Genomic DNA, 18,308 nt, shown 5'->3' on the forward strand with positions numbered 1-18,308 from the left:
CTTGCAAGCAAGCTTCCCACAGTGGCTTCGTAGACCGGTATTCGTGTTGGCGCAAATCACCCGGCGGTGGAATAGAGGGTAAATGGCCGGGCCATGGCGCACCGTTCCAGTACCTCGTCCCGCCAGTTCTTTGCTGTCAGACGGTCCAGCAGAGGAAGCTCCGCGTCGACTTCTCCGGGGCGCTGATAAAACGCCTGATTCCAGCGTTGTTCAAAAGTGTACCCGGAGGCGCTGTGTTCCCGGTCCACTTCCGCCCGCAGTGATCGTATCGTGCCTTGCCAGTCGTCCAGGGGCATCGCCGCCAAAAGCGTGCCGGCGTCTTCAAGAAAGCCGGCCAGGGCCGCCTGCAGTACCCTCTGTCCGTGATCCGGTGACTGCACCAGCAGAAGCAGGCCGCAGCGGCCGTCCGCTTCCTCCTGATAACGGCAGTCCACCCAATAGCCCAGCTGTTGCCGCAGTCGCAATTGCTGATAAAAGGGGGCGGCCAGATGGCGTTGCAGTAATCGCCAGCACAGACGATCCAGTGCGTGGCGATGCGGAGCCGGCAGATAAAGCAGACGAGCGTGATCGGGGTAGGCGCAGGGAACCGCCTGTTCCCCGGTGAGAATCGCCGTGGCGCTGGTGGTGTCCGTGGCGGCATCGGGAAAAAAGCGGGCGGTTATGGGGGACAGCCCCGTGGCCAGCTGTGTCTCCGGCCAGGTTTGTGGGTAAGCGCAGTACCACGACGCGGGAGAGGAAAGAGGCCCCTGGTTTTCCCGCGTTACGCCAGCAAGGCGATCCCGCAAGACCTGAAGCAGGCGGTGCGCTGGCGCTGCCGCGTCCTGTTGTCGGAGCCAGATTCGATGGCGGTGCTCCGTCAGACGTTCCCAGCCGGCTTCCATCGGCGCGAACAGGGTTGTCAGTGTTGTCCGGATAGCGGTGTCATCGGCGGCAAGGTCCAGTATCAGCTTGGCGCCGCTTTGATGGACACGTGCTCTGGGGCTGGTGAAAGAGGCGTGCTCCAGCAACAGGCGCCAACTCAGGCTCAGCCGTTCCACCGCGGTTGCCTGATCACCGGGCCAGCGCCAACCGAGCCTGAGAGTGTCCACGGTTTCAACCGGGACATGGATGAGCGTCTTCAAGGAAGGCGGGGCCGCGGTGGCCGCTGCCGGTAGTGCCAGCGATGTCTGGAACAGATCGATTGCCGCCGGCCGTTGCCGTGGAATGGCGCGGTAGGGCGTGCCGGTCCAGGGCGTGAAGCGAGTGAAGTCCCGGCCGTTGTCGTGGTCGATGACCATGGCGCCGGTGTCGCTCAGCCCCCGCAGAGCGTTATGCCAGGTGTGGTCATCGGGCGGGGCTGGGGGCGCAAGCAGGGTATCGGCGTCCGCTTCCGGCTCTCCGGCAACGCGGCGTGCCAGATAGCACAGGCGCGCCAGCTCGGCGTCCGGTGGTGCGGGAAAACCTTCCGGGTCCGGGGTAGCCAGCCGCGCCGTTGTCGGCCATCGGGAGGGGACGTAAGCCGCCATCCGTGACAGCCAACGCTCCAGCATGGCGGCGGCCTCCTGGCCGCGCCCGGGGGCGTCCAGCTCAATCAGGCACTCTCCTTGGTTCAACCCTTGGTTCAGCCCCTGGTTCCGCCGGCGGCGCTGCCCGGTCACGGTGATCGTTGACGCCATGCCGGTGGCGCGCAGGCCGCCCAGTGCGCCGTGACGGCCGGGTTCCCGCAACCAGTGGCGCAACCAGGGCCAGACCCGTTCGTCCTCGGGCAAGGGAAACAGCAGTGTGCAACTGGTATCGGACTGCGGGGCCTGCCAGAGCCAGTCTTGTTGCCGGATGTCGCTGGGGAAAGCCGTGGCAAGGGGGGGCCGGGTCGGGATCGGGCCGCTGGGTAGCAGCGAGAGCGTTTCCGCCAGCACGCTATCCACGTTGTCCGGTAGCGCGCCTTGCAGAACCAGAGTCATGTTGTCGGCGCGGAACCAGCAAGCGTGAAAGGCCCGGACCTCCCCGGTCAGGGAGGCCAGGGGGGCGCTCAGGCTGTGGGCGTTGCCGGCGGTGAAGCGGGCCAGCGGATGCGATGGCCGCGCCAGCCGCGCCAACAGCGTCTGACGATGCAGCCGTGGATCCGCCAGCCGGGTTCGGAACTCGGCGTCCAGGATCTGTCGTTCCCGTGTCACTGATTCCGCTGTCAGCAAAGGCCGCCTCAGCATGTCGATCAGATGGGCCAGGCAGGGTGCCAGCCCTTCCGCATCCACGGTGAAAAAGAACGCCATGGTGTCGTCCTGGGTGCTGGCGTTGTAGCGGCCATTCCAGCCCTGGATGCGGCGGGCGAAGTGATGGTCATCGGGATAGCGCTCACTGCCGGTGAACAGGACATGTTCGAGCAGATGCGCCAGTCCGGGGCGGGTTTCGGGTTCATCGTGACTGCCCACGCCGACTTGCAGCAACGCCGTCACCCGTGAGCCCGGTGCTGGCAATAACAGAGTGCGCGGGCCACTTTCGTGCTGATAAAGGCGTGCCCGGGCATCAGAGCGTGGCAACCGTCGCGGGTCGTGGACTGTGAATGCGGTCATTGGCCTGACTCCCGGCCGACGGGGTCATGGCGCCGGTAGAAGGCCAGTTCCCGCTCCAGTACCAGTGCCCGGTTGCGTGGCGAGCGAAAGCCATGTTGTTCATCGGCGAAGCGCACGCATTCCACCGGTACGCCGTTGGCGTGCAACGCCGCCACCATGGCTTCGGTTTGTTCGGGTAGCACGACGGCGTCGCGCAGGCCCTGGAAAAACAGGGTTGGAGTGCGCAGGCGCGTGGCGTTGGCCAGCGGTGAGCGAGCCTGATAACGGCCCGCGTCCCGCTCGGGATCTCCGATCAACCAGTCGATGTAGTCCGCTTCGAACTTGTGTGTTTGCCGGCGCAACCGCAGCGGATCGCTGACGCCGTACAAGCTGGCGGCGGCGCGGAATGTCATCGGCGCGCGCGCCAGAGTGTTGAGCACGGTGAAGCCGCCGGCGCTTTGTCCCCGCAAAAACAGCCGGCGCGGATCCGCCCGCCGTTCCCTTATCAGTGCCTCCACCGCGTACAGCACATCGTCCACATCGCTGACGCCCCACTGTCCGGCCAGGGACTGACGATACTCACGGCCGAAGCCGACGCTGCCACGGTAATTCAGGTCCAGCACGGCGAAGCCGCGCTGAGTCCAGAACTGTATCGCCGGATTGAACAGCGGAAAACTGGCCGAAGTCGGGCCACCATGAACCGTCACCAACAACGGCGGCGGCGTACTGTCGCCGGGGCAGGGCGGGTAATAAAAGCCCTGGCAGCGGGTGTCGCCGGCGCTGGCGAACATCAGCGTTTGCGGTTCCGATACCGTGGCCGCCTCCATGGGCAGGGGCGCGGCATCGAGTATGGAGACATCGCCGTCTTCCTCTGCGTGCAGATGCAATAACGTGGTGCCCCGGTGTGGCCCGGCGGCGAGACAGAACATGCCCAGGGGGCCGGCGCTGATGGCAAGAAAATGCTGATAGTCCGAAGGCATCGCCGCCGGCGGGACGGTGTCTCCCGCAACGCTCAAATGGCCCCGGCCATCCCACCACCAGGCCACCACCGGGCTGCCGTCCGGCAGGGTATCGTAATGGCGGGAACCGAGCAGCCAGGGGCTGGGGGTGTGATCCGCTTCCCTGCCGGGCAGACATTGCCACTGTCCGTGCTCGAATCGCCATGGGCGCCAGTGTCCGCTGCCGTCGAACAGGCAGAGCAAACGCCCTTGCCGGTCGAAGCGGGGTTGTTGCGCCGAATGCTCCGGTTTGTCGAGGCCGGGCAGGGTCGTGCCGGGCAAGCCGTGGTCAGTCAGTTTCACGTGGCGCAGGCGGCTGGCCGTCCAGGGCTGATGGGGGCGATCCCATTCCACCCAGGCCAACTGTTGGCCGTCGTCACTGATGGCGGGTGACGCATAGAAATCGGCACCCTCGCTCAGCACCCGCAGGGTGCCGTCGCGCCCCACCGCCACCAGCCGGTGCCGTGTTTGCTGGTTCTCCGGCCGCTCTTCCACGGCGATGATCCGGTCGCGTTGACGGTCGTAGGCCAGTCCGCCGTAACGGCGATCCGGGTGATCGGTGAGCGGATGACATTGCCGTTCGGAAAACCCCTGCCAATAAAGCTGCTGGTCGGATTCGTTGACGAAGGCCAGGCCGTCCTGGCCCAGACACAGAGCACTGCCTCCATACTCGTAGACCCGCGAGCGCACGCTGAACCCGTCCTGCGTCAGGGTGCGGCGGCCCGCGGCCGTCGCGGGGATCGCTACGGGTCCAGATCACCCGTTGCGCGTTGCTGTGCAATTCGCCGAACTCCACCGTGGCCGCCACCGCCTGGCGGGCGCTTAGTGGCGATGGCGGGGTCGGATCAGCCCCGGTAGATGAGCCGGGCATTGCGTTCATTGCGGTAGGTCAGTGGCGGCACCTGATCCAGAGGCGTGCCGGCCTGTTCCCGCGCCGCCACGATGGTGTGGTGATGCGGCGACTTGGCGCACACCGGATCAGCGTTGGCGGCATCGCCGGTGAGCATGTAGGCCTGGCAGCGGCAGCCGCCGAAGTCCTCGTGCTTCTCGTCGCAGGAGCGGCAGGGTTCGGGCATCCAGGCGTCGCCGCGGAAATGATTGAAACCCGGAGAATGATGCCAGATGGTCTCAATGGTGTGGTCCCTGACGTTGGGGAAGTCGATCGGCAATTGCCGGGCACTGTGGCAGGGCAGCGCGGTGCCGTCCGGGGTGATGGTCAGGAACATACTGCCCCAGCCGTTCATGCAGGGTTTCGGGCGCTCTTCATAGTAGTCCGGTACCACGAAGATCAACTGGCAGGGATTGGCGGCGTCTTCCAGGCGGCGCCGATAGTCCGCCACCACGTGTTCCGCCTGTTGCAACTGCGCCCGCGAGGGCATCAGGCCTTGCCGGTTCAAGTGGGCCCAGCCGTAATACTGGCAGGTGGCCAGTTCCACATAGTCGGCCTCCAGGTCCAGGCACAGCTGAATGATGTCGCCGATGCGGTCGATGTTGTGCCGGTGAATGACGATATTGAGCACCATGGGAAAATCGTGCGCCTTCACCGCTCGGGCCATTTCCAACTTATGCTGGAACGCTTTGCGGGAGCCCGCCATCAACTGATTGCCGGCCGCTTCGGCGTCCTGGAAGCTGATCTGAATGTGGTCCAGGCCGGCGTCCGCCAGGGCGCGGACCTTGTCCCGGTTCAGCCCCATGCCGGAGGTGATCAGGTTACTGTAATAACCCAGTTCGCGGGCGCCGGAAACCAGCTCGATCAGATCCGGCCGGGTCAGCGGTTCGCCGCCGGACAAGCCCAACTGGGCCGCGCCCATGGCCCGTGCCTGGGCGAACACGTCCAGCCATTGCCCGGTGTCCAGCTCCTGGCCCTGGTCGGCAAAATCCACCGGGTTGGAGCAATAGGGGCATTGCAGCGGGCAGCGGTAGGTCAACTCCGCCAACAGCCATAACGGCGGTCCCGGGCGGATCTCAGCGTTCGGTGAGCCAGTGGTTGCCATGGGCGGCCTCGAGAAAATCCAGCACGTCCGCTTCCAGATCCGGTACCTCCGGGAAGCGCTGATGCAGAGTGGCGACAATGTCCGCGACGCTGCGCTCGCCGTTCACCAGAGTGAGGATCTGGGCGGCACTGTCATTCAGTTTCACCATGCCTTCCGGATACAGCAGCACATGGGCCTGCTGCGCCGGTTCCCATTGCAGACGGAAGCCCCGGCGCAACAGCGGAATGGCGTCGTGATGTGGTGCGCTCATTGCTGCAACCCCCGGTGCCAGACGCCTTTATCGGTGACGGTATGGTAGGGCGGCCGTTCCAGTTCGTAGGCCATGCTCATGGCGTCGAGCATGGTCCACAGAATATCCAGCTTGAACTGCAGAATATCCAACGCCCGCTGCTGGGCCTCGTGGGTAGTGAAATGATCCAGCGTAATGCGCAGACCATGTTCCACGTCCCGCCGTGCCTCGCCCATGCGGTTGCGGAAGTAGTGATATCCATCCTCGCCGATCCACGGATAATGCCGGGGCCAGCTGTCCAGCCGCGACTGGTGAATCCGCGGCGCGAACAGTTCGGTCAGGGACGAACAGGCCGCCTCCTGCCAACTGGCGGCGCGGGCGAACTGCACGTAGGCGTCCACCGCGAAGCGCACCCCGGGCAGCACATGTTCCTGGGAGCGTATTTCTCCGGCGCTCAGGCCCACCGCCTCGCCCAGGCGGATCCAGGCTTCGATGCCGCCTTCGCCGCCGGCGGCGCCATCGTGGTCATGAATACGCTGCACCCATTCGCGGCGGACATCCCGGTCCCGGCAGTTGGCGAGGATGGCGGCGTCCTTCACCGGAATATTCACCTGATAGTAATAGCGGTTCGCCACCCAGCCCTGGATTTGCCGGCGGCTGGCGCGGCCCTCATACATGGCCACGTGATAAGGATGGTGGATGTGGTAATAACGGCCCTTGTCGCGCAGCGCCTGTTCGAACTCGGCGCGGCTCAGGGGCAGGGCGGAAGCCAGCTCGCTCATAATCGGATCGCCATTCCATCGCAGGCCACCTCGACCCCCTGGCGTTCCACCCGGGCGCGCTCCTCGGAGCCGTGATCGAGGATCGGATTGGTGTTATTGATATGGATGAGTATCCGGCGTTGGGGTTCCGGCAGACTGGCCAGCAGCTCCAGCATACCGCCCGGGCCGCTCTGCGGCAGATGGCCCATTTCGCTGGCCGGTTTGGTGCCGACGCCGGCGTGGCGCATTTCGTCTTCGCGCCAGAAAGTGCCGTCCACCAACAGGCAATCGGCACTGGCCATCAGGGCGTGCAAGTCGGCGTCCACCTGGCCAAGCCCGGGTGCGTAGAACAGGCGCTTGCCGTCGGCGTCCTCCACCAGCAGACCGATGTTGTCGCCGGGATGGGGATCATTACGGTGCGGGGAATAGGGCGGTGCCGCGCTGCGCAGCGGGATCGGCGTGAGGCTCAGACCCGGACAGCACGGGATGCGGAACTCACCGGCCAACGGAATCGGGTTCCAGCGTAGTCCGCCGTTCCAGTGATCCAGAATGCGGAACAGTGGAAAGCCAGAGCACAGATCCTGATGGACCATCTCGGTACACCAGACCTCATGGGGGCAGCCCTCGCGTAACATCAGCAGGCCGGTGGTGTGATCGATCTGGCTGTCCATCAGCACGATGGCGCCGATGGCGGTACCGCGTTTGCCGTCCGTCCGGCGCAGTTCCGGCGTGCTTTCCAATTGGGCGCGAATGTCCGGCGAGGTATTACACAGAATCCAGTGCTCGCCGTCGTCGGACAGCGCGATGGAGGACTGGGTGCGGGGCACCGCGTCGATGGTGCCCTGGCGCAGCCCGGCGCAATTGGCGCACTGGCAATTCCATTGGGGAAAGCCGCCGCCGGCCGCCGAGCCGAGAATTCGGATATGCATGGGCGTGAGACCCGGAACCCGCGGATCCCACTAAGGTGGGCCCGCGGGAACCGGCATCAGCGATTGGAAATGTACATGGTGACTTCAAAGCCGATGCGCATGTCCACATAGCTGGGTTTGGTCCACATAGCGAGCTCCTCGATTGTTATTCGTGTCAGAGATTGGCCGTGATCGGCCGATTCATTTGAGCACTGCCGAGGGAGTCGGATCACTACTACTTTAGTACTGAATGTGCCGGTCCATAGGGTCCGACTCGGCGGTGATCACATTTACAGGAGCCAGCCCTGCCTGGCTAATCCCGGGCTCCGGTGTTGGTACATTCGCTTGCAGGCAAGCTCCCACAGCGGCTTCGTAGCGCAAACTGTGGGAGCCAGCTTGCTGGCGAATGCGGCTTCCGGTGTTGGGCCATTCGCTTGCAAGCGGAGCGCCACCCGGCAAGCTCCCACAGCGGCTTCGTAGCACAAACTGTGGGAGCCAGCCTGCTGGCGAATTTGCAGGCAAGCTACGCTTCCGCTTGGCATTAAGGCCCCGCGCCATGTCGCTTTGGTCAGGCGTTCGCCAGGCGGCTTGCCCATAATGCAAAGCCCAGGTATCGGACTCGCTGACCGGAGGTTTCATGCGTATTTTACGGCTGCTTTGTTTTTCTCTGGTTTTATCCGTTTCACTCCCGGCCGGTGCCGACAAGGCGCTGGATCTGACCCCGGCGCAGCAGGCCGAGCTCAAACGCTTCGCCCCCGGAGTAACGTTGACCCCGGAACTGGCGGACAAGCTGCGCGCCATCGCCTTTGACCAGAACCGCTCCCTGGATGAGCGTATTCAAGCAATGCAAAAAGTGGCCGGCTATACGCCGGGAGAACCGGTTAAGCGGCGTATCTGCATCTGGGACATCGCCGGCCGCGCCGGCCCCATCTTCAAGGCTGCCGAGGATCAGCGAATCCGGGTTCTTAAGTACGGCGTGGATCTGGAAATGGTGCCTTACACCAGCGAAAGCGTGGTGGTGGAGGACCTGAAAGCGGGGATTTGCGACGCCGCCCTGATCAGTGGCCTGCGCGCCCGTTTGTTCAATCAATACACCGGCACCATCGATGCCATCGGCGCACTGCCTTCCGACGATCACATGAAGCTGTTGTTGCGCGCCATGGCCAGCCCGAAAGTGGCGCCGCGGATGGTGGCCAACAGCTATGTGGTGCTGGGTATTGCCCCGGCCGGGCCGGCTTATATCTTCGTCAACGACCGTGCCATCAACACCCTGGCCAATGCCGCTGGCAAACGGGTGGCAGTACTGGATTACGATCCGGTTCAAGCGGAAATGGTGGCGCAGATCGGTGCCACGCCGGTGAATTCCGACATCGTTTCCGCGCCGAACAAATTCAACAATGGTGTGGTGGATGTGCTGGCGGCGCCGATCGTGGCCTATGAAGTGCTGGAGCTGTACAAGGGTATGCGCCCCAATGGCGGCATTATCAATTACCCGTTGGCGCAGATCACCATGCAACTGATCGGACGTGCCGATAAATTCCCCAATGAAGTGGCGCAACTGGTGCGCGAGGAATTCTTCAACGGTTACGACCGGATTATGGCGCGCCTGGCGCAAGAGCAGGCCAAGGTGCCGGATCACTGGTGGATTGACATTCCGGATCAGGATAAACGCGAGTACGAGATGATGATGCAGGATGCCCGTTTGACCCTGCGCGGGAAGGGGTATTACAGCGCGGATATGTTGACTCTGGAACGCAAGGTGCGCTGCAAGCTGGACCCCAACCGGGGGGAATGCGTCAATCCGGTGGAATAGAGCAGTTGCCCCGATTTCCAACTACTGTAGGAGCCAGCCCTGCTGGCGAATGCTTTTTCTTCCACCGCCAGGGTGATTCGCCTGCAAGGCAGGCTCCTACAGAAGAGAATTAATGCTTCAGCCGACAACCTCAGGTGCACTCGGCCCGGGAGGCGTCCAGCTTGCAGCGGATCTTGCGCATGATGGTCAGCATGTCCGGATCGTAATAGCCTTGATCGCGGAGCTGATCGCGAGCTTCCTGCATCATCAATTCGTACTCCGCTTTGTCCTCATCGGGGATCTTCACCCACCATTTTGAATCCACCGCCTTTGATTCCTGTTCCACCTGCTGCCGGAAGCGGTCGAAGTTTTCATAAAAATAGCTACGTGATTTCTGGAACATCTCTTTGGGAAAACGATCGGTCTTGGCGACAACCTGCAGGGTCAGTTGCACCAGCGGGTAGTCGATGATGCCGCCATCGGGGGAGAGTCCTTTATACAATTCCAGGGCCTGATAGACCGCCAGGGGCGCGAAGATCACATCCACCGAGCCGTTATTGAATTTAGTGGAGAAATTGGTGACATCGGAATCCACTGGTGTGGCGCCCACCTGCGACACCAGGCCGGCCTGGGTTTCATCGTATTCCAGCACCGCCACTTTCTTGCCGGCGGCCTTATCCAGCGTATTGATCTTGCGATCATTGACGAAGATATAAGCGGGGCCCGCCGGAGCGAAACCGGCGACGGAGTAGTTGCCGCCTTCCAGCTTGTCCGCCATCTTCGGGCTGGCCAGAACCTGGGAGATGATGCGCAAGTGATCCATGCTGGGCACCGCGCCGATGGCGTCGATGGTGCCGGCGAACTTATTGAATCCGCGGGCGCGGATCCCGGTCACCAGAGCGGCATCACAGACACCGGCCTTCAGATCCTCGGTGGCGATCAGCTCACTGGTGTAGGGTAGCAGTTCCACATCCAGGCCCCAGGACAACGCGGTGGTCTTCCAGTCGCGGGCGCTGTTCATGATCGGCCCGGCGTTACCGACGATGTCGAACACGCACACTTTGCGCTTGATTGGCTCCGCCAGGGTGGGCAGGGAGAGGGCGATGAGCAGGGGGGTAAGCAAGTACAACGTGGTTCTTTTCATTGGGGGCTCCGTGATCCGAAAGAAAATCGGGTCTGTTTTCGCTGTCGAGAGGCTGGCTTCGCTAGGAGTGTGTGGAAACGCGTCCACGAGGGCTTTGAAAAACAGGTCATACCGGACGCTCGGGGGCACCGTGACGATACGCATTTGAATGTATCAGCGGGTATGGGAGCGATCAATTTACCGCACTGGCCGTATCGCCATGGAAGGCAGCAGAAACAGCCAATTGCTTTGTTGGCGGGCAGGGTAGACGCGGGCCGCGGGTCTGACTCACGGTGGCTTCTATCGGCATTTTTCCTCAAGGGATGCGCTTGTCAGTGCGGCTTTCAGGCATGCTGTCGACGACATGCTTTCCAGTGTGGAAAGCGCCGCGGAATCGGCGGATGTCCGGGATCAACTTGAGGTGCGGACGGTTGACCCCATCGAAACGCTCCTTGCGCTAATGAGTAACGATTCACTGACGGATAAAACGCAGTGTCATCCGGTCGCTTTCACCGATGGCGGTGTATTTCTTCCGGCACGCTATCTGTTTTGACGGGTCAGCCAGCTGTTTGCAGGTACGCAGGGATGGCGGCAGCGACCAGACCTCGTCCTCATGCTCGCGGCTGTCACGGGGATTGTGATTGAGGGGGCTGGATGCCTTCAGAATGAACCCGGCCGATTCCACTTTTTTGACCAGCCATTGCTCGCGAACATAACCGGTACGCTGCTCCGCTTCCGGTGTCGCATCCGGCTTAGCACGATGCTGAACAATGGCGAGAACACCACCGGGGCGCAGGGCCCGCCGCGAGGCGCTTAGAACCTCGTCGACAATGCCGCCGAGGATGAAGTTATGAAAGTGACGGGACAGGATGACCATGTCCGCCGAACCCGAGGGGGCGAGATCGGGATGAGCGGGAGGGTCGAAAGGGACAATCTTCACCTGGTCATACACTTGTGGATGGGCGGCCAGCTTTTCTCGGTATTCCCGGGCCATCGCCGCACGCCAGTCCGGTTTGGCATCATCGGGAAAGTTGGCGGCGATCAGTTTGCCCCGATCGCGCAAGCTGGGGGCCAGAATCTCGGTATACCAACCACCGCCGGGCCAGACTTCCACTACCGTCATATCCGGCTGAAAGCCCCAAAAAGTCAAAGTCTCGCCCGGCTTTCTTGCGTCGTCGCGGGCCCGGTTGGCGACGCTGCGGTGATTGCCTTCCAGGGCCTGCTGAACACCATCCGGCTGAGCGGATGTCGATCCTTCCCGCTGGCCGCCGGACAGGGCCATGGCCGGCAACATGACCAGGAACAAGCACAGCAAAAGTGGGGCCGGGAAATCCGGTCTTCGGGTTTGATTGGGGCCGTCATGGATCTGGTCGGTTCGCGTGAAAATAGTGCTCATGGTTATCTTCCCGTGGCTGCTGGCATCTCGGTGCGGTACATGATGTGATTGATGACGAGGACACATACGAGTCAGTTGGCTACTTCCGTGTATTTCAACATTCACCGATCTCCTGAAAATGATCCACCATCTGAAACAGGCGCGTACGAGCACGGTGTAACAGGACCCGAACATTGGATGTGCTGATCTCGAGAATGTTACAGATGGTTATGCTTTTCCATATCGGCCCTTTGAGGTCATTGCCAAACGGGTATTGTTACTACGTCATCCGCTCGTACCGATTTCCCTTCTTTCCGCGCCAGGGAGCGTCCCTAAAATTTCGTTACCGCTATTCAGGGGGGCTCGGGCGATCTTGTAAGGCGCTCCGGTTTACCTCTCACAAAAAGAGAACAGATGGACGCTTAGCGGCATTTTCCTGCTGACCAACAGGACTAAGCGAAGACGCGCTTATTGCGATTTATTTGGTTCCTGTGTATGGACGCAAAAAACCGCCTCGCAAGACCTGAAAGGCGCGCAAAATAGGGTATACAAAGGCGGTTTCAATATACACCGATTTGTAATCAAGTGAGCGTTTGCTAATCCCGGAAAAGGCTTTAAATGGGGTGCTTAAAAAGGGGACAGGAAATACAAAATCATTGTCTTATTAAAAGTGCACGACTGTAAATATTAAAGGGTTCCTAAAGAGCTCTAAAAGCGTTAGGGTTTTAGTTTCATAACCGTACCAGGAAGTAATGTTATGTAAGCCCGGCGCAGTCTGGGCCGGGGAAGCTCAGCGAAATCAATAACAAGGAGAAGCGCTATGAGCAGCAAGGAACGCGTTTTGCTGCAAGGTGTCCCTCACTATGTAGTGCATAAAACCCGAGACGGCAGCCCGATCTTTCGTACCACGGTGGACTTCAACTACTGCGAGCGGCAGCTGTTGGAGTTGCGCAGGGAGTATGAAGTCGAGATCCACGCCTGGTGCCTGCTGCCCGGCGAAGTCCATTTGTTGATCACCCCCACCGGGCGGGCCACGGAAGTATCCCGCTTCATGAAAGGCTTGTCCTGCCGCACCGCGCTGTTCTTCAAGAAGATCCATGGGGAAGAGTCGCCCTGGGAAAGCCGCTTCCTGTCCACGCCGGTACAACCCAGCCAGTGGGTGCTGACCATCATGAGAATGATCGAGCTGTTGCCGGTGACACGGGGGCTGGTGCAGAAGATCAATCAATACGCCCACAGCAGCCTGCGCATGCGTTGCGAGAAGACTCAGACCAGCTGGCTGGACGATCCGGAAGAGTATCTGCGTCTGGGAACGAACCGGGACGAGCGTCGCTTTGCTTACCGGGAATACCTGCGCATGGGCAACAACCCGAAGGAAGTGGACTTCATCGTCAACGCCGTTACTCGCGGGCTGGTCACCGGTTCGGACCGCTTTATTCGTGAAGTGGCGGAAAAGTACGGTGAGCGCGTGTATGGCCGGCCCCGGGGGAGGCCCAGGAAGAGGCCAAGTCAGGACGGTGACAGCCCACCCGGCGACGACAGTGAAGAATAGCCGCCGGCGTGCTGATCACGAGGTCCTATGACAATGAATCGTCCTACTCTGATCGCCGTGCTGGGCCGGGCCGCACGCTACTTGGTATCGCTGGCGCTGCTTGGCGTGCTGGTGTACCTGGTGGTGTGGACCGCGGGGTTGCTGATCCACGGCCCTAAACCGCCGGAACGGATGTCGGCGGATGGTCTCCCTGTAACCGCGTCCGCGCACGATCTGGCGCTGACAAAGGCGGGGATCGCGGGCTGGAATCTGTTCGGCGAGTACCTGTCCGAGAGCGGCACGGCCGAAGCGCATTCCGATGCACCAGAGACGCGGATGAAACTCACCTTGCTCGGCGTTTTCCATAACCGGGTGGACGAGCACGGCTGGGCGATCATCCAGCCGGAAGGTGGCGAAGCGGGGCTGTATCACGTGGGCGATGAGCTGGTCCGTGGCGCCACACTGAATGCATTACGGGTCGATCATGTGCTGCTCAAGCGGGGAGGGCGCCTGGAGAAGCTGCCTCTACTGGCCTGGGAGGCGATGCCAGGGATCGTGGCCTCGGCGGAGCCCGCGCCGGACGACAAGAAAGACGGCGATTCAGAAGTGGAAAAGCTGCTGAGTGACCGGGAAAAGGCCATGGAGACCCTGGGGGTGGAGCCGGTGAGCCCGGAGACGGCCAATGGCTACCGGGTGATCGACGAAGAGGGTGACCTGGTCAAGAAGTTCGGCTTCCAAAAAGGCGACGTTATCTTTTCCGCCAATGGCTATCCGCTCGGTACCAAGGAAGACGACCTGCTGGCCCGCCGCTCCGTGGTGGATAGCGGCATCGGCGAGATCATCGTCAGGCGGGGAAGCAAGGAGTTTCTGATCGAGTACCGGACCGGCAAGAGCGATATTCGAGGCATGGCGGCCCTGACCGCGAAAACCCCCGAGGGCGGCTAGCTCCTGCAGATCACTCTACGAAGCCGCGGTGGGAGCTTTGTCCGGGCGGCGGGCCGCTGCAAGCGAATGTCCCAGCACCACAGGCCGCATTCGCCAGCAGGCTGGCTCCTACGGATCACGAGGTTCATAGGCATGCCGCTTTCAAGGTGTGGGACGGTAGAGGGGTGTGCTAAGGTTTTCCCGTTCGAATCATCCCTTGTGCAAGGAGAGCGGAATGAATGATGACAGCCGGGTCGGACAGGCCGGTGAGTCCTGGAATGATACGTTTGCCACACGGGCCATGAACATGCCGCCGGATCCCGTTCATATGAAGACCTATGACGAATACCCGAGCAAGTTCAGCCCCCTGTTTTTCGTGGTGATCGCCCTTACCGTGCTCTCCGCTGTCGGCAGTTTCGCCTCCTATAAGAATGGCAATATCACCTGGTGGCTGGTCCTGTTGGTGGTAACGTTACTGCTGCTCTTCGCTCTGCGCCGCTTTCCCAAGCCGGACGACCTGAAAGACATCGCTTATGAAAACGGCCTGCTGATCCCCGCCATCGTGATCGAGACCCAGCCACTGACCTTGCTGGCCCTGGCTGATATGCGTGGCCAGGAGGATGTGGATCTGGTGTGGGGTTGTCTGAAGCTGCCCGTCAAGCAGCTGCCCCATCACACCATCGCCATTGATGAGAAAGTGCCCTGTGTATCGATGTTTGGAATGCCGGGGAACGGCTACTGGAGCATTTTCCAACCTCGCCCGGTGGCCTGGGGTTACGACGATCCGGCCTTGGTGAAAAAGGTAACCGAGAGCCTCACGGTGGATGACGTGGATGATGTGGATGAATGGGCGGTGCTGCAGGAACTCAAAGATGCCATGAAAGGGGCACCGAACAACAAGGTGATCTACTTCGACGCGGCGCTACAGCAAACGGACAAGCCGTAGGAGCAAAGGGAGTCTGGCATTTCTGGTGCCCGCGGAGCTGGGAAGTCGCTGTGGCAAACTTGCTCGCAAGCGAATCCTGGCTCGTGAGCCGCGATACCGCACCCGGCCCCCCAACCTGATCAGCGAAAGACGTCTTCCAGCTCTTCCACCTCGTAAGGCCGGTCGATCCAGTCCTCCAACTGCTCCCGGCTGGCGCCGTTCAGTTTGACATCGATGTGTTCAGGGACTGTACCGAAACGGCGTACCAACTGACGCCGCAGAATATTTCGGGCCTCGGCGGTGGAACCTTCCTCCCGGCCTTCCTCTCGGCCTTCCTCTCGGCCTTCCTCCAGACCTATTTCCCGACCTTCCTCTCGGCCTTTGGTGAGCCCCTCCCGGCGGAATTGGGCTTTCCACTCTTGTATGCGCTCTTCCAGCATGGTGTTCGCCTCCTGTAAATTTCGAACTTCCCGCCAGCTGATTTCCGGAGCCAGACTGGGGCCCCGACGATGTAGCCATTCCAGAATAGCTTGTCTGAGTTCACTCTGCTCAGGCCCCTTGAGCCATTCTAGCAAATGGGAGAAGGCCCGAGACAGGTCTTCCGGGGCCTGGCTTTGCTCCAGCCGGAATATAGCGGCGACCAGATTACGCTGCCCAGGCAGGGCGCCCTCGTGAAGCAGAGCGCCCTCATCCAAAAGTAGAAACTGTAGCCGGGGCAAATAAGGGAGCACGGCGTGGGGAGGGGGCTGAATCAAATTGTCCAGGGCCACCGGAGCGCGCCAGCGTCCCTTTCCGTTGTACAGCACTATGGGCAGTACCGGTGGTAACCGGCGGTCCTGGCTCAATTCCTTACGCCGGATCAGGTCCTGATACAGCAGACCAATGTAAGTGAGGATACGCACCGGCATGAAGCGCTCCACCGTGGACTGAAACTCCAGCATCAGATAGAGATAAATCCATTCGCGTTTCCAACGTACCCGCCAGAGCGCATCATTGTGGCGGCTATGCAGATCGCCGGTAGCGTAGCCATCACTGACCTTTTCCAGTGAATCCAGATCCAGCTCCCGGACCCAATCACCCTCCATGAACCCCAACAGCAAATCCCGCATCAGAGCGCGATGCGAAAACAGAAATTTATAAGCGGTGTCGTGCTCCCCCATGAATCCTCCCCAAATCAGCAGGGGAGTAATATGACGCGCACACCGTGATCAGTCTGTCAGCCCTGACGGAAAGAACCGTCAGCCTAAAGTGACGGGTAGTGTAGGAAGGCTCCCTTTGGAGGCCGCGAAGCCGCTGTGGGAAGCTTGCTCGCAAGCGAATCCCGGCTCGTATGAGCCGCGCTTTCTGCATCCGGGCAACCAGGAGTTCAGCGGCCTTCCCGGGTGTGCCAGAGTCGTAGCATGTATATAACGGATTCCTGAATCTCGTAGCGCATCTCGTAATCCCCGACCAGCAATCGTCTGACTTCATGGGGCTCGAAATCAAAAAGCCGCTCGCCGAGGCGTGGGTCGGTTAGCAGAATGGTGGGTGCTTCAGTCAACGCCTGCACAGCTCGCGCGGCTGCCCGCTTGTTCGCGGACGCCAGAAATTCGTATAAGCGAGCCAGATCGGAAAGTGCCTTGCTGGTCCACTTGAGTTCCATCAGCGCGGTACTGGCAGGGGCTCATCGGTGCCAAGGCTGTCCGCCCAAGCCTGCACGGCCTGATGATCGATGACGCGACCGGCGTCCACGTCGGCCAGAGCTTCGCGGGTGAGCCGCTCGCGCTCGTCTTCCTGATCAAGCCAGGCCGCCAACGCCTGTTTCATGATCCAACCACGGGAGCGCTCCAGCCGCTGGGCCATCTGGTCGACTCTCTCGGCCAGAGGAAGGGGGATATGGGCCGTCAATACCTTGGTTTCTGTCCGGGCCATGATGGGCTCCTGGGATAGATGTGAATCAAGCTCAATCATAGTGATTGAAAACGAATCACTCAAATGAATTATCTGTCTGGATAGCAGAATCAGTATGGCGGGAAGAAAAGTCCCGGTCTGTCAGCCCTGGCGGAAAGAACTGTCAGCCGAAAGTGACGGGTAGTGTAGGAAGGCTCCCTTAGGAGGCCGCGAAGCCGCTGTGGGAGGCTTGCCAGCAAGCGAATCGAGGCTACACCGAAAAGGCGTCTTCGCTCAAAGAGGACGGTCGGCCAGATGGTTGAGAGGGACCATGCGTTTGTGCAGCACACCGAATATCACCAAACGGCTTCTGTACACGATGTAATAAATCACATGACTGACATGGGGGAAGCTGAATACGCCGGCCCCGAGTTCGGGCCTGGGTTTGCCGAGGGACGGCGTTTCACATAACAACCGCAGGGTTTGCCGAAGATCCGAAAGATACTTACGGGATTGCTTGGGGCCCCACTGCCGCAGAGTGAAACGGCGAATCTGGATCAAGTCCTTCCGGGCCTCCAGGGTCAGGCGATACGGTGCCGCCATCAGTCGTGTTGACCTGATTCCAGCTCATCGAAGAACGCATCCCCGTCAACCAGGTTGCCGGCAGTGATATCCGCTTTTGCCTGAGCGGCCCTGGCTTGCAACAGCTGTAATTTCGCTACTTCGAGCCCTTCATATTCATCAACGGAAATGACCACCGCCACGGGCTTGCCGTTCTTGCTGATCTGAACCGGTGCGCGCTGTGCCCGTAGCAGCATATCGCCAAAGTGAGTCTTGGCCTCATTAGCGGAAAGGGTATCCATGATCGCTTCCATAAAATCGTTCGATTCGGTCAATATAGTCGAATCGCTCTATTTTGGCCAAGGTCATTTTGACAGTAAAGGAGTGCCCCCTGGGAAAGCGGGTTTTGAGCCCTCCATGCAGGCAATCCAGTTGCCGTTTTCCGAAGCTAGTATGGAGGGAAGAAAAGTCCCGGTCTGTCAGCCCTGGCGGAAAGACCTGTCAGCCGGAAGTGATGGGTAGTGTAGGAAGGCTTCCTTTCCCGGTCCCCAACCTGATCAGCGAAAGACGTCCTCCAGCTCTTCCACCTCGTAGGGCCGGTCGATCCAGTCTTCCAGTTGCTCTCGGCTGGCGCCGTTCAACTTGGCTTCAATACGTTCGGAAAGAGAGCCGAAGCGGCGTACCAGTTGGCGTCGCAGGATATTACGGGCTTCGTTGACGGAGCCTTGTTCAAGGCCCTGCTGCAACCCTTCCTGCAAACCAGCCTGGTGGTGCATGTCTTTCCATTCCT

General features: G+C 60.9%; 19 protein-coding genes and 1 pseudogene. 5 read left to right on the forward strand and 15 right to left on the reverse strand.

Annotation, left to right across the window (positions count from 1 at the left end; genetic code table 11):
• Window positions 1–56: 56 nt before the first annotated feature.
• The 7 genes from MA04_RS18245 to pqqA all read right to left on the reverse strand — a co-directional run bounded on the left by MA04_RS18245 (window position 57) and on the right by pqqA (window position 7,567).
• Complete coding sequence (locus tag MA04_RS18245) at window positions 57–2,549, reverse strand: insulinase family protein (RefSeq protein ID WP_262462033.1); 2,493 nt, start codon at window positions 2,547–2,549, stop codon at window positions 57–59.
• Window positions 2,546–4,216 (reverse strand): alpha/beta hydrolase family protein, encoded by a 1,671-nt coding sequence (locus MA04_RS18250; RefSeq protein ID WP_262462034.1) that lies wholly within the window; start codon window positions 4,214–4,216, stop codon window positions 2,546–2,548. The genes MA04_RS18245 and MA04_RS18250 overlap by 4 nt, the downstream gene beginning before the upstream one ends.
• 155 nt (window positions 4,217–4,371) lie before the next feature.
• Entirely contained in the window at window positions 4,372–5,520 is a 1,149-nt protein-coding gene (gene pqqE / locus MA04_RS18255) for a pyrroloquinoline quinone biosynthesis protein PqqE (RefSeq protein ID WP_262462035.1), read from the reverse strand.
• Entirely contained in the window at window positions 5,492–5,770 is a 279-nt protein-coding gene (gene pqqD, locus MA04_RS18260; protein WP_022996528.1) for a pyrroloquinoline quinone biosynthesis peptide chaperone PqqD, read from the reverse strand. The genes pqqE and pqqD overlap by 29 nt, the downstream gene beginning before the upstream one ends.
• Window positions 5,767–6,531, reverse strand: a complete 765-nt coding sequence (pqqC, locus tag MA04_RS18265) for a pyrroloquinoline-quinone synthase PqqC (RefSeq protein ID WP_262462037.1) — start codon at window positions 6,529–6,531, stop codon at window positions 5,767–5,769. The genes pqqD and pqqC overlap by 4 nt, the downstream gene beginning before the upstream one ends.
• Window positions 6,528–7,439 (reverse strand): pyrroloquinoline quinone biosynthesis protein PqqB, encoded by a 912-nt coding sequence (gene pqqB, locus MA04_RS18270; RefSeq protein WP_262462039.1) that lies wholly within the window; start codon window positions 7,437–7,439, stop codon window positions 6,528–6,530. Before pqqB ends, pqqC begins: the two co-directional genes overlap by 4 nt.
• A gap of 56 nt (window positions 7,440–7,495) precedes the next feature.
• Complete coding sequence (pqqA, locus tag MA04_RS18275; RefSeq protein WP_081586962.1) at window positions 7,496–7,567, reverse strand: pyrroloquinoline quinone precursor peptide PqqA; 72 nt, start codon at window positions 7,565–7,567, stop codon at window positions 7,496–7,498.
• 488 nt (window positions 7,568–8,055) lie between these two features.
• Here pqqA and MA04_RS18280 point away from each other — a divergent pair, with 488 nt between their 5' ends.
• Window positions 8,056–9,231 (forward strand): putative solute-binding protein, encoded by a 1,176-nt coding sequence (locus MA04_RS18280; protein WP_163128157.1) that lies wholly within the window; start codon window positions 8,056–8,058, stop codon window positions 9,229–9,231.
• Between the two features lie 130 nt (window positions 9,232–9,361).
• Here MA04_RS18280 and MA04_RS18285 read toward each other — a convergent pair whose 3' ends face one another.
• The gene (locus MA04_RS18285; RefSeq protein WP_262462040.1) at window positions 9,362–10,354 is read right to left on the reverse strand and encodes a putative solute-binding protein; all 993 of its coding nucleotides are present in this window, start codon (window positions 10,352–10,354) and stop codon (window positions 9,362–9,364) included.
• 259 nt (window positions 10,355–10,613) lie between these two features.
• On the opposite strand from MA04_RS18285, the pseudogene MA04_RS21815 reads away from it, so the two are divergent.
• A pseudogene (locus tag MA04_RS21815) lies at window positions 10,614–10,886 on the forward strand (TetR/AcrR family transcriptional regulator); the annotation flags it as partial.
• Here MA04_RS21815 and MA04_RS18295 read toward each other — a convergent pair.
• Entirely contained in the window at window positions 10,806–11,729 is a 924-nt protein-coding gene (locus tag MA04_RS18295) for a class I SAM-dependent methyltransferase (protein WP_262462041.1), read from the reverse strand. The pseudogene MA04_RS21815 and the gene MA04_RS18295 sit on opposite strands and share 81 nt — an antisense overlap.
• Before the next feature lie 799 nt (window positions 11,730–12,528).
• Here MA04_RS18295 and MA04_RS18300 point away from each other — a divergent pair.
• The 3 genes from MA04_RS18300 to MA04_RS18310 all read left to right on the forward strand — a co-directional run bounded on the left by MA04_RS18300 (window position 12,529) and on the right by MA04_RS18310 (window position 15,109).
• Window positions 12,529–13,260, forward strand: a complete 732-nt coding sequence (locus MA04_RS18300; protein WP_262462042.1) for a transposase — start codon at window positions 12,529–12,531, stop codon at window positions 13,258–13,260.
• Window positions 13,261–13,287: 27 nt separating this feature from the next.
• Entirely contained in the window at window positions 13,288–14,184 is an 897-nt protein-coding gene (locus MA04_RS18305; protein WP_262462043.1) for a type II secretion system protein N, read from the forward strand.
• A gap of 214 nt (window positions 14,185–14,398) precedes the next feature.
• Window positions 14,399–15,109 carry a DUF3239 domain-containing protein gene (locus tag MA04_RS18310; RefSeq protein ID WP_262462044.1) on the forward strand — a complete coding sequence of 237 codons (711 nt, stop codon included), beginning with the start codon at window positions 14,399–14,401 and terminating at the stop codon, window positions 15,107–15,109.
• Window positions 15,110–15,228: 119 nt separating this feature from the next.
• Here the strand turns inward: MA04_RS18310 and MA04_RS18315 are convergent, their stop codons facing one another.
• From MA04_RS18315 to MA04_RS18340, 6 genes are all read right to left on the reverse strand, one after another.
• Window positions 15,229–16,248, reverse strand: coding sequence for an Rpn family recombination-promoting nuclease/putative transposase (locus MA04_RS18315; protein ID WP_262462045.1), 1,020 nt, complete (start codon window positions 16,246–16,248; stop codon window positions 15,229–15,231).
• 206 nt (window positions 16,249–16,454) lie between these two features.
• Window positions 16,455–16,730, reverse strand: a complete 276-nt coding sequence (locus tag MA04_RS18320) for a type II toxin-antitoxin system RelE/ParE family toxin (RefSeq protein ID WP_262462046.1) — start codon at window positions 16,728–16,730, stop codon at window positions 16,455–16,457.
• Entirely contained in the window at window positions 16,730–16,999 is a 270-nt protein-coding gene (locus MA04_RS18325; protein ID WP_163128177.1) for a CopG family ribbon-helix-helix protein, read from the reverse strand. The genes MA04_RS18320 and MA04_RS18325 overlap by 1 nt, the downstream gene beginning before the upstream one ends.
• 252 nt (window positions 17,000–17,251) lie before the next feature.
• Window positions 17,252–17,560, reverse strand: a complete 309-nt coding sequence (locus MA04_RS18330) for a type II toxin-antitoxin system RelE/ParE family toxin (protein ID WP_063141672.1) — start codon at window positions 17,558–17,560, stop codon at window positions 17,252–17,254.
• The gene (locus MA04_RS18335; RefSeq protein ID WP_063141726.1) at window positions 17,560–17,820 is read right to left on the reverse strand and encodes a type II toxin-antitoxin system Phd/YefM family antitoxin; all 261 of its coding nucleotides are present in this window, start codon (window positions 17,818–17,820) and stop codon (window positions 17,560–17,562) included. The genes MA04_RS18330 and MA04_RS18335 overlap by 1 nt, the downstream gene beginning before the upstream one ends.
• 255 nt (window positions 17,821–18,075) lie before the next feature.
• A partial coding sequence (locus tag MA04_RS18340; protein WP_262462050.1) for a DUF4351 domain-containing protein occupies window positions 18,076–18,308 on the reverse strand: 233 nt, incomplete at its 5' end.

The sequence above is a fragment of the Alloalcanivorax balearicus MACL04 genome, from assembly GCF_025532145.1.
Taxonomy (GTDB): domain Bacteria; phylum Pseudomonadota; class Gammaproteobacteria; order Pseudomonadales; family Alcanivoracaceae; genus Alloalcanivorax; species Alloalcanivorax balearicus.